The sequence below is a fragment of the Gordonia sp. 11cp genome (assembly GCF_057767225.1).
The window spans coordinates 95894-110724 of sequence record NZ_CM173437.1; the positions used below are offsets into that span (position 1 = coordinate 95894).

At 69.2% G+C, this 14831-nt stretch carries 12 protein-coding genes; 3 read left to right on the top strand and 9 right to left on the bottom strand.

The window, feature by feature from the left end:
• Positions 1-32: 32 nt before the first annotated feature.
• From AC3B6C_RS00440 to hpf, 6 genes are all read right to left on the bottom strand, one after another.
• A complete protein-coding gene (locus AC3B6C_RS00440) occupies positions 33-1148 on the bottom strand; it encodes a ferredoxin reductase (RefSeq protein WP_010842165.1) in 1116 nt (371 codons plus the stop codon).
• Between the two features lie 75 nt (positions 1149-1223).
• Positions 1224-1790, bottom strand: coding sequence for a DUF6912 family protein (locus tag AC3B6C_RS00445; RefSeq protein ID WP_035717168.1), 567 nt, complete (start codon positions 1788-1790; stop codon positions 1224-1226).
• Positions 1787-3274 carry a wax ester/triacylglycerol synthase domain-containing protein gene (locus AC3B6C_RS00450; protein WP_488374535.1) on the bottom strand — a complete coding sequence of 496 codons (1488 nt, stop codon included), beginning with the start codon at positions 3272-3274 and terminating at the stop codon, positions 1787-1789. Before AC3B6C_RS00450 ends, AC3B6C_RS00445 begins: the two co-directional genes overlap by 4 nt.
• Positions 3275-3358: 84 nt before the next feature.
• Positions 3359-4012 carry an Rv3235 family protein gene (locus AC3B6C_RS00455; RefSeq protein WP_488374540.1) on the bottom strand — a complete coding sequence of 218 codons (654 nt, stop codon included), beginning with the start codon at positions 4010-4012 and terminating at the stop codon, positions 3359-3361.
• A gap of 107 nt (positions 4013-4119) precedes the next feature.
• Positions 4120-6939, bottom strand: a complete 2820-nt coding sequence (gene secA / locus AC3B6C_RS00460; RefSeq protein ID WP_488374541.1) for a preprotein translocase subunit SecA — start codon at positions 6937-6939, stop codon at positions 4120-4122.
• A gap of 177 nt (positions 6940-7116) precedes the next feature.
• Entirely contained in the window at positions 7117-7938 is an 822-nt protein-coding gene (gene hpf, locus AC3B6C_RS00465) for a ribosome hibernation-promoting factor, HPF/YfiA family (protein ID WP_010842170.1), read from the bottom strand.
• A gap of 388 nt (positions 7939-8326) precedes the next feature.
• Between hpf and AC3B6C_RS00470 the strand changes: the two genes are divergently transcribed.
• Positions 8327-8998, top strand: coding sequence for a ComF family protein (locus tag AC3B6C_RS00470; protein ID WP_488358103.1), 672 nt, complete (start codon positions 8327-8329; stop codon positions 8996-8998).
• A 61-nt stretch (positions 8999-9059) separates the two neighbouring features.
• Here the strand turns inward: AC3B6C_RS00470 and lpqB are convergent, their stop codons facing one another.
• From lpqB to mtrA, 3 genes are read right to left on the bottom strand one after another with little or no spacing between them, the layout of a single operon-like run.
• Positions 9060-10799: an MtrAB system accessory lipoprotein LpqB gene (gene lpqB, locus AC3B6C_RS00475; protein WP_055475594.1), complete on the bottom strand. Its 1740-nt coding sequence runs from the start codon at positions 10797-10799 to the stop codon at positions 9060-9062.
• Positions 10796-12472 (bottom strand): MtrAB system histidine kinase MtrB, encoded by a 1677-nt coding sequence (gene mtrB, locus AC3B6C_RS00480; protein ID WP_055475595.1) that lies wholly within the window; start codon positions 12470-12472, stop codon positions 10796-10798. Before mtrB ends, lpqB begins: the two co-directional genes overlap by 4 nt.
• On the bottom strand, positions 12469-13155 hold the full coding sequence (gene mtrA / locus AC3B6C_RS00485; protein WP_091344371.1) for an MtrAB system response regulator MtrA: 687 nt from the start codon (positions 13153-13155) through the stop codon (positions 12469-12471). The genes mtrB and mtrA overlap by 4 nt, the downstream gene beginning before the upstream one ends.
• Positions 13156-13244: 89 nt before the next feature.
• On the opposite strand from mtrA, the gene AC3B6C_RS00490 reads away from it, so the two are divergent.
• Positions 13245-13898 (top strand): dTMP kinase, encoded by a 654-nt coding sequence (locus AC3B6C_RS00490; protein ID WP_488374544.1) that lies wholly within the window; start codon positions 13245-13247, stop codon positions 13896-13898.
• 64 nt (positions 13899-13962) lie between these two features.
• Complete coding sequence (locus AC3B6C_RS00495; protein WP_488374546.1) at positions 13963-14787, top strand: hypothetical protein; 825 nt, start codon at positions 13963-13965, stop codon at positions 14785-14787.
• Positions 14788-14831 lie beyond the last annotated feature (44 nt).

Below are 14831 nucleotides of genomic sequence, written 5' to 3' on the forward strand. Positions count from 1 at the left end.
TCGGTACGAGCGGCTCGCGACGAACTCCCCGGTCAGACGTCGAGGGTGCAATCCCCCGCCGCGGCGCTGACGCAGGTCTGGATCCGTTCGCCCTCGACATGCTCGACGCCCGAACGCAGATCGCGCACACATCCTTTGTCGAGCATGACCACGCAGCTCTGACAGATCCCCATCCGGCACCCGAACGGCATGATCGCGCCCGCCGACTCCCCCGCCTCGAGCAGTGTGGTCGCACCGTCGACGGCCGCCGACTTCCCCGACCGCGAGAACGTCACGGTGCCGCCCTGGGCCCCGACGACGCCGCGTTCGAGCGCGAACCGCTCGATGTGCAGGCGTTCGGCCAGATGGGCCTCCGAGTACAGGCGCTGCAAGCCGTCCAGGAACCCGGCGGGTCCGCACGCCCAGGTCTGGCGCTCGCGCCAGTCCGCGCAGAGGGACGGCAGGACCTCCGGCGTGATCTGCCCGTCCGAGCGCGTGTACTGCACGTGCAGGTCGACGATGCCGTCGGCCGCCAGGCCACCGAGCTCGTCGGCGAACAGCAGGTCGGCCGGAGTCGGCGTCGAGTGGATGAGCCGGATGTCGGTGTGCTGGCCCCGGTGCCGGACGGTGCGCAGCATCGAGATGATCGGCGTGAGACCACTTCCCGCAGTCACGAAGAGGACCTTCTCCGGCAGCGGGTCGGGCAGTACGAACTCGCCGCGAGGTGCGGCGAGACGAACGACCGTACCGGGCGTCAGGCCGTTGACCAGGTGGCTGGACAGGAATCCCTCGGGCATCGCCTTGACCGTGATCGAGATCGTCTTGTCGTTCGCCGACGAATCGGGGGTCGAGGTGAGGGAATAGGACCGCCATGCCCAGCGACCCTCCATCAGCACGCCGATGCCGACGTACTGTCCGGGCACGTAGTCGAAGGAGAAGCCCCATCCCGGCCGGATGCGGATCGTCGCGGTGTCCTCGGTCTCCCGGGTCACCGAGACGACCTTGCCGCGCAGTTCGCGGGCCGACCACAGCGGATTCGCCAGGTGGAGGTAGTCGTCGGGAAGCAGCGGCGTCGTGATCCGGGTGAGCGCGGCTCGCGCCCATTGCGCGCCGCGGCTGCGGGCCGCGACCCCCGAAACCGGTTCCTCGAATCGCTCGAGCAAGCCCATCTCACTAACCGCCTTCGACGTCGGGAGCGTGTCGGACACACAGTAACCTACGGAACCGTAGGTTGGCGTGCCGGCTCAGAGCAGTTCGAGGAGGAAAGGCAGCTCCTGGGTGGCGTACCACGCGAGGTCGAAGTCCTCGACGTCACCGACGGCGAGTTCGGCATCGAGGTCACCCATGTCGGCGGCGTCGATCACCACGACCGCGGCCCGGACCTTCGGCTCCGCCTCGGCGACGTCGACGTGAACGGACGCGATCGCCGACAGCGGTACGGCACCGGAGATCTTGACCACCGCGTCGTCGAGATCGGGACGCGGTGTCACGTCCTCGACATCGGCCGCGACGACCACCCGCCGCGGCGGCAGGCGCGGGGTGTCGCCCGGCGAGGTGACCGCCTCGTCGGCGGCGAGATCGGCGTCGGCATCCACATCGCCCGGCTCCGGCGCCTCCCCGGCGAGCAGGCGCAGCGATGCCCGCGCGGCCTCGCGCAACGCGACCTCGGACAGCTCCTCGTCGTCCCCGGACACGAAGGCCTCCCGGAGCGCGGGCGTCAGCGCGAAGCCGGTACCACCGAGCGGACGGAACTCGCCGTCAGTGGTCAGTCGCGACACCATCGCCAACGTCGCCGGCAGGTACACCCTCATTCGTCGATTGCTCCTGTCGGCTCGCGGTAGGGCTGGGTCAGCTCTTCGTAGGACTCGTACACGTAATCGGCCATCGCCGGCAGATCGGCGATGACACCGCGGTCGGCGACGAAGGCGAAGTGCAGTTGGTCACGGTACTCGACGATGCTGATCGCCAGTGCACGCTGCGACACGAGGGTGGGGATCGAGAACATCTGCGACACCGGTGCGCCGAGGACGAACCGGTCCGGGACGGGGGCGGTGCTCATCGCCACCGGCACGTTGTAGGCACGACTGTTCAGCGACCGGAACGCCCGCGAACTGAACTCCGGGAAGGGCACTGCACCGAGCTCCGGGAACAACGGACTCGGGCCGAGGGTCATCCGTCGTGACGACTGCGCGTACCGATCCGCCAGTCCCGCCACCTGGGACAGCCGAACCACCGGATTGCTCTCTCCCACCGGCAGATCCGTCACGAAACTCGGCTTGCCCACGCCGATCCACCCGGGTTCGGGCTCGGCGGTGCGCTCCACTCCCGGATCGCGCGCGGACAACGGGACCACGACGCGCACGGTGTCGGCGGGTACCTCCGCCGGATCGAACGACAGCATCCATTTGCGCATGACCCCGGAGATGATCGCGAGCTCGACGTCGTTGATCGTGCACCCGTGGTGTTCGGCGACCTTCGCACATCCCCGACGCGGCAACCGGGCGGTCGTGATGGACCGGGTCGTCGTGCCCGGATTGTTCAGCGGGCTGCGCGGTGCGGAGTCGCTCAGCTGCGACACCACATCTCCGACGCGTCGCACGGTCGTGCCCATCGCGGCGCGCATCTCGGACACGATCCCGTTGCCGTGCAGCATCGTGTCCACCAGGTCGCCCGGCCGCGCGAGCGCCTCGGCCAGCGCGCCGACGACGAGGTTGGTGCCCCCCGGTGGCGACCCGGGCATCCACAACTCCTCGGGCAGCGGCTCGGCCGCCTCGGCGCCGTCGCAGATGACCTCGCTGATCTCGCGACTCCCGTGCTCGTCGATGAGGCATCGGTGCGACTTGGTGAGGATCGCCAGCCGGCCGTCGGCGAGACCCTCGATGAGGTACATCTCCCACAGCGGTCGGGTGCGGTCGAGGGGCCGGGACATCACGCGGGCGACCAAGTCGTCGAGGTCGACACTCTCACCTCGACGGGGCAGGCCGGCACGACGGATGTGGAAGTTGATGTCGAAGTCGCGGTCGTCGACCCAGACCGGGCGTGCGAGTCCGAGGGTCACCTCGCGAACCGTCTGGCGGTACCGCGGGATGAGCTGCAGACGGTTCTCCACCAGCGACACCAGACGCGAGTAGTCGAACATCGACTCGCGCGCCGCATGGCCGGACGGCTCGGGACCGCTCGCGGTGTCGCGCTCGGCCACGGGATCGACGATCAGCAATGCCCCGAGGTGGGTCGTCGAACGCGAATCGTCGAGGAAGTAGTACATCGCGTCGCGGGGCGACAGACGGGTGACCACGTCGCCGATCCTAATCGCCGATGCTCGGTTTCGTGGTCGGCGCAGCGCGATGGCCGCGCCATGAACGTTCGGCCACGCGCACTGTCAGCTGAACTCGAGCGCGACCAGTTGCCAGCGGTACTCGACGCGAACCAGCGAGCGCCGGCCCACGGGCACGGCACCTCGGACCCGGATCGGCTTGCGCTCGATACGTCCGGCGAACGCCCGGGTCCGTCCACCGCCCTCATACGACCCGAACACCTCGGCAGCGCTGGGATCGCACAGCTGGACATGCACCCGCCGCAGCACGTTGCCGGTCGGGACCTGCGTCGTCGAGGGCGCCGGGCCGGTCCCGGATGCACCGGGCACGGACGCCTCGGGAATGCGGAAGGCGTCGTGCCGCACGAGCGCCGCGATCTGGTCGGCGACCGCCGGCGCCACGACATCGCCGAGGTGGGTGATCGAGCGGCGTCGGTCGAGCACCTCGAAGAGCACCCGGGACACCGCCACGGTGAAGCGGCGGGCCTCGGCGGCGGCCGACGCGGTCTTGCGTGCCGACGTCGTGCCGGGGGCGGCTGCCGGATACGGACGGGGCGAGGGGACATGGGCAGCCGTGCGGACTGCCGTCACCACCGGACCGTCGGGCTCGTACGGCGGGGCCGGACGAACCCGGACCCGCGGTGTCTGCATCGGCCGGGGCTCGTGTGGCCCGGATGTGCCTGTGTGGGCGAGTTCAGGACCCGTGAGGAGTGGACGCATGGGGATTGGACGCACCAGGCGTCGTCCCGGTTCCATCAAGTACGAAAAAACCGCCGGCGGTCGACCCTCGGAGAATCCGGGACCGGCCACCGGCGGCCGACTGCTCGTCAGCGGCGCTGTTTCTTCGACTTCGGGGGCTTGGGCCGTGCCCCCTTCGCGCGGGCCGCGGCGCGACGCTCACGGCGGCTGGCGGATTCCGCCGCGCCCGAGAGCTCTTCTTCCTCGGAATGGACGACCGTACCGCCGCCCTCCCCCGGACCGGAGTACGTGACCGCCGGGTCACCGGACTGGGACGGAGCCCGCAGGGCGGCCGGGGCCTGCGCACCCGAGTCCGCGACCGGGGCCGCGGGGACGGGCGCCGGGGCGCCCGCGCCGACTGCCGCTCGCAGATCCGCCGCGCTCGGGAGCGGTTGCTGCTGGGCCGGCTGCTCGGTCTGCACCTGCGCGTTGAACAGGATGGTCAGCGCTTCTTCCTTCAGGCCCTCGAGCATGCCGTGGAACATGTCGAAGCCCTCGCGCTGGTACTCGACGACCGGGTCGCGCTGGGCCATCGAACGCAGGTGGATGCCCTCGCGCAGGTAGTCCATCTCGTACAGGTGGTCTCGCCATTTGCGGTCGAGCACGCTCAGCAGCACGCTGCGCTCGAGCTGGCGCATCGCACCCTCACCGGCGATCGAGTCGATCTGCTTCTCACGGGCGTCGTAGGCGGCGCGCGCGTCGGCGACGAGCCTCTCCCGCAACTCTTCGGCCGAGATGTCATCGCGCTCACCGTATTCGGACTCGCCGACGACATCTTTCGGCTCGAGTTCGATCGGATACAGCGCGCGCAGGGCGGACCACAACTCGTCGAGATCCCAGTCCTCGGCGTAGCCCTCGGCCGTCGCGCCGTCGACGTAGGCCCCGACGACGTCGGAGACCATCTCCTTGACCTGCTCGTGGTGATCCTCGCCCTCGAGGATCGTGCGGCGCTCGGCGTAGATGACCTTGCGCTGCTCGTTCATCACCTCGTCGTACTTGAGCACGTTCTTGCGCATCTCGAAGTTCTGCTGCTCGACCTGCGTCTGAGCGCTGCGGATGGCCTTGGTGACCATCTTGGCCTCGATGGGCACGTCGTCGGGAAGGCGGTTCATGATCGCCTCGAGCGCGCCGCCGTTGAACCGGCGCATGAGTTCGTCGGCGACCGACAGGTAGAACCGTGACTCGCCCGGGTCGCCCTGACGGCCGGAGCGACCGCGCAGCTGGTTGTCGATACGGCGCGACTCGTGGCGTTCGGTGCCGAGCACGTAGAGCCCGCCCGCCGCGCGGACCTTCTCGGCGTCCTTCGCAGCATCGTTGCGGGCGACCTCGATGGCCTCGTCCCACGCCGCCTCGTACTCGTCCGGGGTGTGGACCGGGTCGAGTCCGGCCTTGCGCAGCCGGGTGTCGGCGATGATGTCGGGGTTGCCGCCGAGCACCACGTCGGTGCCGCGACCGGCCATGTTGGTGGCCACGGTGACCGCACCGAGCCGACCCGCCTCGGCGATGATCTGCGCTTCCTGCTCGTGGAACTTCGCGTTCAGGACGCTGTGCGGCACCTCGCGCTTCTTGAGCTGGCGTGACAGGTACTCGGAACGTTCGACGCTCGTCGTACCGATCAGGACGGGCTGGCCCGCCTCATGGCGCTCGGTGACGTCGTCGACCACTGCGGCGAACTTCGCCTCTTCGGTCTTGTAGATCAGGTCACCCTGGTCCTTGCGGATCATCGGCTTGTTCGTCGGGATCGGCAGCACCCCGAGCTTGTAGATCTGGTCGAACTCGGCGGCCTCGGTCTCGGCGGTACCGGTCATGCCGGACAGCTTCTCGTAGAGGCGGAAGTAGTTCTGCAGCGTGATCGTGGCCAGCGTCTGGTTCTCGGCCTTGATCTCGACGCCCTCCTTCGCCTCGATGGCCTGGTGCAGGCCCTCGTTGAAGCGACGCCCGTCGAGCACACGTCCGGTGAACTCGTCGACGATCATCACGTTGCCGTTGCGGACGATGTAGTCCTTGTCGCGCTGGAACAGCTCCTTGACCTTGATCGCGTTGTTCAGATAGCTGACCAGGGGCGAATTGGCGGCCTCGTACAGATTGTCGATGCCGAGGCGATCCTCGACGAACTCGACGCCGGCCTCGTGGACGCCGACCGTCTTCTTCTTGATGTCGACCTCGTAGTGCACATCGCGCTCGAGGAGCGGCGCGATCCGTGCGAACTCGGTGTACCACTTGCTCGACCCCTCGGCCGGGCCGGAGATGATCAGCGGCGTGCGGGCCTCGTCGACGAGGATCGAGTCGACCTCGTCGACGATCGCGAAGGCGTGGCCGCGCTGGACGAGGTCCTCGAGGGAATGCGCCATGTTGTCGCGCAGGTAGTCGAAGCCGAACTCGTTGTTCGTGCCGTAGGTGATGTCGGCGGCGTAGGCCTCGCGACGTGCGGCCGAACTCATGCCGGTCAGGATCACCGCGGTGTCCAGACCCAGGAACCGGTGCACGCGACCCATCCACTCGGAGTCACGTTTGGCCAGGTAGTCGTTGACGGTGACGACGTGGACGCCGTCCCCGGCGAGTGCGTTCAGGTACGCCGGGAGCACACAGGTGAGCGTCTTGCCCTCACCGGTCTTCATCTCGGCGATGTTTCCGTAGTGCAGCGCCGCGCCACCCATGATCTGGACGTGGAAGTGCTTCTGGTCCAGGACTCGCCACGCGGCCTCGCGGGCCACCGCGAACGCCTCGGGCAGAAGCTCGTCGAGCGACGCCCCGTCGGCGATCCGCTCCTTGAACTCGTCTGTCTTGGCACGCAACTCGGCGTCGGTCAACGCCTCGACGTCATCGGACAGCGTCTCGACGTGCGATGCGATCGCATCGAGTCGCTTGACCATGCGGCCTTCGCCGACACGCAACAGCTTGTTCAGCACCGTGGATCGAGTCCCTCACCTGTAGAAAACACACGGAATCCGGCCCGCGCGAACGCACAGACCGGATCCCATGGTAGCGATGTGAGCTGAGCAGACCCTGATCGGACCGTCAGGTGGGTCGACGAGGTGGACGTCGGATGCCCACCGGGTGACCGCCGACGGGTGCCCGCCCGGGGTTCACGTCAACCTGATGAGCCCGTAGTCGAAGGCGTGTCTGCGGTAGACCACGGACGCCTTGTCGGTCTCCTTGTCGTGGAACAGGAAGAAGTCGTGACCGACCAGCTCCATCTCGTAGAGCGCGTCGTCGACGGTCATCGGTACCGCGGTGTGTTCCTTCACGCGGACGATCTGACCTGGCGTGTGATCCTCAACGCCGTCGTCCCACTGATCGGCGGCACGTGCGGAATCGGCCCCGGGATCACCGACGAAGCCGTCGACGGAGAGCTGATTGTCGCGCAGGGGCGGGGCACCGATCTCGGTGGCTTCGGCGACGGAGAGCGGCCGGCGGTTGCCGTGGTGGACACGCCGCCGGTCCTTGACCCGTCGTAGTCGGGATTCGACCTTGTCCAGCGCGTGCTCGAGCGCGGCGTAGAAGTTCTCGCCACAGGCCTGCGCTCGCACGATCGGCCCCTTGCCCGTCGCGGTGATCTCCACCTGCTGACAGACCTTGGACTGTCTCCGGTTGCGTTCGTGGTTCAGCTCGACGTCGAATCGGTAGATGGTCGGATCGAATCGCTCGAGGCGAGCGAGCTTGTCACCGACGTAGATGCGGTAGTGGTCGGGGATCTCGACGTTGCGGCCGCTGAACACGACCTTCGCTGTTGGTTCGGCTGGATCGTCGGATTCCTTCGTTCCCGGTGGGCGGACGAAGGCGAACTCTGGGTCGTAGGAATCGTTCTCGGCTTGCCGGCGGTCGGGCGCGAGGCCCTCCTCCACGGTCGGTCGTGGGTCGGCGGTTTTCGGTTCGCGCTGGCCTTTGCGGTGGATGACTGTGGACATTCAACTACCTCCTGAATTGTCCCGAAACCGGTTGAACCATCGTGATCTGTTGTCGCACTGATGATTCGAACAGCATCGAGGATGTGTCCATGTCAGCTGACAGCTGACACTCTGGCGACAGGGGCATCACCTCCGGCAGAAGCGGTCGTGGCCGGCACCGGCCTCGAGGGCCACCGGCAACCTGCTGTACCCCCGACCGTAGCCGCAAGTTCCGGTATCGGCCACGTTTTGCCGGTGCCGCGTCGGCATGTCGGGACGATCGGGGTCGCCGGGTCTCAGTCGATCCGGATCGGCGACGGTTTCGTGCTCCGGCCGAGCCCCGGCGCCGGTTGTCCACACCCGAGCCGGGATCCCGTCACACCGTTGCGAGGTGTTCTACCGTCGGCGCGTGACATGGCGGCGGGAGGTCTTCGACGCGGGTGCCGATCTGGTGTTCCCCGTGCTCTGCGGCGGGTGCGGACGCCCGGGATCCGGGTGGTGTCGGCGGTGCGAGGCGGCGTTGTCCGACGTGCCGGTCGCCGCCCATCCGCGGGTGGAGGCGGGCGTCGCGGTGTGGGCGCTGGGCCGGTACCGCGGTCCGCACCGGCAGGCGATCATCGCGATCAAGGAACACGACCGGCGCGATCTCGCGCGGCCACTCGGCGCCGCACTCGCACGCGGTATCCGCGTGCTCGCCGGCTGGGGTGAGCTGCCCGACGCCGACCGGATGCTGTTGATCCCGGCCCCGACGCGCCGCATGACCGCCCGACGCCGCGGTGGAGACCCGGTCACCTCGGTGGCGACGCATGCGGCACCGGCGCTCGGCCGACGCGTACAGGTGGCACCGCTGCTGAGGACCTCGGCGACGGCACGGGACTCCGCCGGACTCGACGCCCGGGAGCGTGCCCGCAATCTCCGCGGCGCCGTGCGACTGCGCGCGGGCGTCGCACCCACCCGCGGGGCCGCCGCCATCCTGGTCGACGACGTGCTGACCACCGGCGCGACCGCGGCCGAGTCCGTGCGCGTGCTGTCCGAGAACGGGTTCGACGTCGTGGCCGTCGTCGTGCTGGCGGCGGCCTGACTCGCGTCGGCGCGACAGGAGCGCCACCTGACATGGATCCGCGCTAGGGGCGACCTGCGCCTCAGGGCAGGACCGGGATCGCGCCCTCGATCATCGCCGGCTCGACCTCGGTCCAGTACTGGTCTGGTTGTCCGTTGCTGCTGCCGAGCCGGAGCACCCCACGTTGATCGCCCACGTAGATCGTGGACGTGTTGGCGACCACCGCGCGCACCGGCGGCGACACGTTCCCGCTCAGCAGGCCCACCGCCGGGGTGCCGTCGATCGACAGCTGCACGACCGGCGATTCCGGCGCCTCCCGCGCGATCATCAGCGTCGTCGGCGACGCCCAGTCCACCGAGACCGCGCGATTGCCGATGTTGTAGGCCGCGATCCGCGGGCTCGTCAGCGACACCTGGCCCTCGGCGTTGGTCGACAGGACGGCGAAGACGATCTGGCCGCCGACCACCAGCGCGGCGCGCACACCGTCCGGTGCCACCTGCATCTCGGTGATCGCCCCGCGCGCCACCGTCGGGATCGACGACGCCTCGACGGGCACCGTCTGGGTGCCGTCGTCGTCGCGTTGCCACTGAACCGGCCTGCCGTCGACGACGACCCAGACGGTGTTCTCGTCGGAACCGAACGACGGCCGGGTGATGGAGGAGCCACCGACGATCGGCCCGACGTCGCCGCCGTAGTCGCCGATCACCAGCTCGAGCCTGCGGTCGGGACCGGACGGGCCACGGACCGCGGCAACCCGTACGCCGGTGTCGGAGATGGTCGCCGAACGCACGTCGCGTGCGGCCCCCAACGGTCCCTGGACGGCCACGGTCGCGGTGTCGGTCACCGCGCGCAGGGCCCCGCCGGCGACGATGTTGAGTCCGACGTCGGTCGTCGGCACGGAGTTCGGGTCGAAGGCGCGCACGTCGGCGGTCTGCCAGCCCGAGGCGCGCTCGGCGGCCAGCGGGGCGCCGTCGGCGTCGATGACATACGGCCCGGAGATGTCCGCGCCGTCAAGGGTCCAGATGATCTGTGCCGCGAGCACGGTCCGGTCGCGGGCCGGCGCGCTCCCGATACCGTCGAGGTCCACCCGCACCCCGCCGCCGGCCAGGCCCACCACCGGGCCCCGCAGTGCGGCGTCGTTGGGGAAGCCGCTGTCCACGGCCGCCGCGAGATCCGTTGCGGGACCGGCGATCAGCCGGTTCACCAGGACGGTCGGGTCGGTGGCCTGTCCGGCGTAGAGCCAGCGCGGGTCGGGCACCAGCCGGCGCCCCGTGCGGTCGCTGAAGTACAGCGACACCGGGCGATAGGTGTTGTCGAACTGGTCGCGGTCGATCATCGTGCCGGTCGGCAGCGGTCCGTCGATCCGCCACTGGTCTCCCGAGCGGGTGAGGCTGATGCTGGTCTCCACGCGCCCCGAGGCGGGCAGCAGCTGGCCGTCGGACTTGAGGGTCCCGACGTTGTCGCCGATCAACCGCATCCGCACCGAGTCCTCGTTGCGCTGGTCGACGAACGTGTTGATCTCGTCGACGATCAGCGCGTCCCCGCGGTCGTCCCACTGCTGGGACGCGACCGGGGTGAGAAACGCCCGTGCGGCGCGATGCGCCGACTCGGGGTCGACGGTGGACTTGAGGAAGGCCCGGACCAGCGCCTCGGGATCCATGTCGGACTGGGGCACCGGGACCGCGTTGGTCGCGCCCTCCCGCTCGAACGACTTGATGGGCTGCGGTGAGGAGTCGTTGGGGATCGCACCGCATGCGGCGACCAGGAGCAGGGCCGCGACGGCCAGTGCCACCGCGAGAACTCCGCGCGATGACCGGGTCATTCGGCACCCACTCCTGGCCCCGCCGGAGCGCGCCCGGTGGTCTTCGGGGTGGACGTGCGTTGCACAGTGCCCACCGACTTCAGGGGCAACGGCGAGCCGAGGACCTTGTGACCCCGCACGAGCGGCAGGGTCAACCGGAAGCACGCACCCTTGCCCGGCTCGCCCCACGCCTCGAGCCGACCCTGATGCAGGCGGGCGTCCTCGATGCTGATGGCCAACCCGAGCCCGGTACCGCCCGAGCGTCGGAACCGGGACGGGTCGGAACGCCAGAATCGGTTGAACACCAGCTTCTCCTCCCCCGGACGCAGGCCGATGCCCTGGTCGCGCACGGTGATCGCCACCGCGTCACCATCCGAACGCATGGTGAGCGTGACCGGTTTCCGCTCACCGTGGTCGATGGCGTTGGCAAGTAGGTTGCGCAGGATGCGCTCGACGCGACGCGGGTCGATCTCGGCCAGGACCGGTTCGGCCGGGAGGTCGAGGATGAGCTCGGTGCCGGTCTCCTCGGCGAGATGGCCGACCGTGGCCAACGCACCGTCGATCGGGATCGCCATGTCCATTCGCTCGGCGGCCAGTTCGGCCATACCGGCGTCGTGGCGGGAGATCTCGAGCAGCTCGTTGAGCAGCGTCTCGAATCGATCGAGTTCCTTGTCGAGCAGCTCCACCGAGCGCTTACGGACCGGGTCGAGTTCGTCTCGGCCCTCGTAGAGCACGTCGGAGGCCATCCGCACCGTCGTCAGCGGGGTGCGCAGCTCGTGACTGACGTCGGAGGTGAACTGGCGCTGCAGACCGCCGAACTCCTCGAGGTGGGTGATCTGCTTGGACAGGCTCTCGGCCATGTCGTTGAACGACATGGCCAGGCGTGCCATGTCGTCCTCGCCGCGAACCGGCATTCGTTCCTTGAGCCGCCCGTCGGCGAAGCGCACCGCGATCCGGGAGGCCGAACGCACCGGGATGACGACCTGCCGCGAGACCAGCCAGGCGATCGCGGCGAGGAGCCCGAGCAGCACGATGCCGCCCGTCAGCAGGGTCCCGCGGACGAGGTCGAGGGTGTTCTGCTCGGCGGTCAGCGGGAACACCAGATACAGCTCCAAGCCCGGGACCGACGCATTGGTCGGCGTGCCGACGATCAGCGCGGGCGCCCGCCCGCCGGTGCCGTCGGGAACCTGGGTGTACTGATAGGCCACCTGCCCGCCGCGCACCATGTCGCGCAGGTTCGACGGCACCTCCGCGGTCGGCCCGACGCCGCTGGCGACGCCGTTGTCCGAGCCGCCCGGCACCAGCAGCACGGTGTCGAACGCGCCGACAGTGCCCGACGCCTGGCCGGTGTCGGCATCCCGGTCGGTGAGCAGTGATCGAGTCTGGCGCAGGCGGTTCTGTACCGACATGTTCCCCGCGCCGCTCGAGAGATCACGCTCCACGGATATGCGGGCGCGGTCGATCTCCTCGGTCGCCGCCGCCAGCTTCACGTCGAGCAACCGGTCGGTGATCTGAGAGACCAACACGAATCCGAGTACCAGGAGCACGACGACCGACAGCACCAACGTGGACACGACGACCCGCAACTGCAGCGAGCGCCGCCAGATGTGCCCGAAGGCACGTCCGACAGCGCCGGCGGTGCGGGTGAAGCGTCCGAGAGTGCTGTTGACCCGTCGTCGAGATCGCCCGATCACGGCGGGCCGGCCTTGTAGCCGACCCCCCTCACCGTCAGGACGACCTCGGGGTTCTCCGGGTCGGTTTCGACCTTGGCGCGTAACCGCTGGACATGCACGTTGACGAGTCTAGTGTCCGCCGGATGCCGGTATCCCCACACCTGTTCCAAGAGGACATCGCGCGTGAACACCTGCCGCGGTTTGCGGGCGAGGGCGACGAGCAGGTCGAACTCGAGAGGGGTCAGCGAGATCGGCACACCGTCGCGGGTGACCTTGTGCGCGGGCACGTCGATCTCCACCGGTCCGATGGACAGCAATTCGGCTGGTTCCTCGTCGGTCCGGCGCAGTCGAGCGCGCACCCGGGCCACCAGTTCCTTCGGCTTGAACGGCTTCACCATGTAGTCGTCGGCGCCGGACTCGAGGCCCAGCACGACGTCGACGGTGTCGGATTTCGCGGTCAGCATCACGATCGGCACACCGGAATCGGCGCGCAGCACCCGGCACACGTCGATGCCGTTCATGCCGGGCAGCATGAGGTCGAGGAGCACGAGGTCCGGACGGATCTCCCGGACGGCGGTCAGGGCCTGCGTCCCGTCGCCCACCACGAAGGGCTCGAAACCCTCTCCGCGCAGCACGATCGTCAGCATCTCGGCGAGCGCGGCGTCGTCGTCGACGACAAGGATGCGGGGCTTCATGTTGTCAATGGTGACATCACCGTGATGAAACCGTGGTGATCGACGCGCCGGGACCGGCCTTCTGACCCGATTGGTCACTCGCACCTAGACTCCCCCGCGTGGGTCATTTGATAGCCGTCGAAGGACTCGACGGCGCCGGCAAGAACACTCTGGTCACCGGTCTGATCGACCGGTGGTCGACGGCCGGACTGCGGGTCGCGACATTCACCTTTCCGCGCTACGGCCGGTCCGCGACCGCCGACATCGCCGCCGAAGCCCTCCACGGTTCGCACGGTGACCTCCGCGACAGCGTGTACGCGATGGCCTTGCTGTTCGCCCTCGACCGGGCGGGCGCGGCCGACGACATCCGTGCCGCCACCGAGACCCACGACATCGTGATCCTCGACCGCTATGTCGCTTCCAACGCCGCCTACAACGCGGCGCGGCTCGGGCAGGACGCCGGCGGTGAGGTGGTGCGCTGGGTCGTCGATCTGGAGTTCGGGCGATTCGGCATGCCCGTCCCCGACCGCCAGGTGCTGCTCGGCGTCTCACCGGAGGTGGCGATGAGCCGCGCCGCGGCGCGCGCCGAGCAGGACGCCACTCGCGCCCGGGACGCCTACGAACGCGACGACGCACTCCAGCGCCGCGTCGACGCCGTCTACCGCGAGCTCGCCGACTCCGCCTGGATGTCGCCCTGGTACCGGTTCGACGGAGAGAACATCGACGACTTGGCCGATGATCTCGGCACCGGCCGGACGGCACCGACCGAATGACACGTTCGATGCTCTCGCCGCACCGTTTCGATAGCCTTGGGCCAACGATCTCGGAAGGCGTTCGATGACCTATCAGCCACCTCCACCCGGTGGCGGACCGCCGCCGTACGGTCCGCGAGGCCCCGGGCGGCAGGGGCCGGGTCAGCAGGGTTCAGGTCAGCAGGGTCCGGGTCAGCAGGGATTCGGACGTCGCCACCCCGGCCCACCGGGACCCGGTGGGTACGGCCCACCCGGCCGCGGACCGGTGCCGCCTCCCGGCGCCTCGTATGGCCGTCCCCCGTTCGTCCCCGGACAGTACGGCCCGCACGGGCCCGGGGGCCCTGGCTTCGGGGGCCCGCCCGGGCCTCCGCCGCGGCCTCCCCGCAACACCGGCGTGATCGTCGCGTGGGTGCTCGGCGGCGTCGCGGTGGTGGCGGTGATCGCACTGGTGGTGACGGTCGTCGTGACCAGGTCGTCGTCGGACGACTCCGTGGTCGCCGGTGCGTCGACCCGGTCGTCGGACCCGACCTCGACGTCGAGCGACCCGTCCCCGAGCGGGACCGGGTCGGAGCCGGAGTCGGCCGATTCCGCCGCGCTGACGGAGATCCGCGCGGCCCTCCTCGCCTACATCACCGCCCGCAACGCGCGCGACGTCGGCCGAATGCGCGCCGCGGTGTGCACCCAGTCTCGGGACCGGATCACCGGTGCACCACCCTCGGACGGCGGAGACATCGTCCTCGACGGGTTCCTCGACACGGTCTTCGACGGCGACGTCGCCCAGTCCGAGGTCGTATCCCACCTCGAGAAGGGCACGGAGAGAACGGCTTCGGAGAAGTCGCGGGAGCGGTTCCTCAAGGAGCAGGGTTCGTGGATCTACTGCCCCGACGCCGAACCCGACATCGGCGCCTGAATCATCGGTACCTGATCACCGGCACCTCGATCGCCGCCTCGGTT

Excerpts from the sequence above, each read along its gene's own strand:
- AC3B6C_RS00440 (WP_010842165.1), bottom strand. The coding sequence starts at position 1,148 with ATGGGCTTGCTCGAGCGATTCGAGGAACCGGTTTCGGGGGTCGCGGCC.
- AC3B6C_RS00445 (WP_035717168.1), bottom strand. The coding sequence starts at position 1,790 with ATGAGGGTGTACCTGCCGGCGACGTTGGCGATGGTGTCGCGACTGACC.
- AC3B6C_RS00455 (WP_488374540.1), bottom strand. The coding sequence starts at position 4,012 with ATGCGTCCACTCCTCACGGGTCCTGAACTCGCCCACACAGGCACATCC.
- hpf (WP_010842170.1), bottom strand. The coding sequence starts at position 7,938 with ATGTCCACAGTCATCCACCGCAAAGGCCAGCGCGAACCGAAAACCGCC.
- lpqB (WP_055475594.1), bottom strand. The coding sequence starts at position 10,799 with ATGACCCGGTCATCGCGCGGAGTTCTCGCGGTGGCACTGGCCGTCGCG.
- AC3B6C_RS00495 (WP_488374546.1), top strand. The coding sequence starts at position 13,963 with ATGACCTATCAGCCACCTCCACCCGGTGGCGGACCGCCGCCGTACGGT.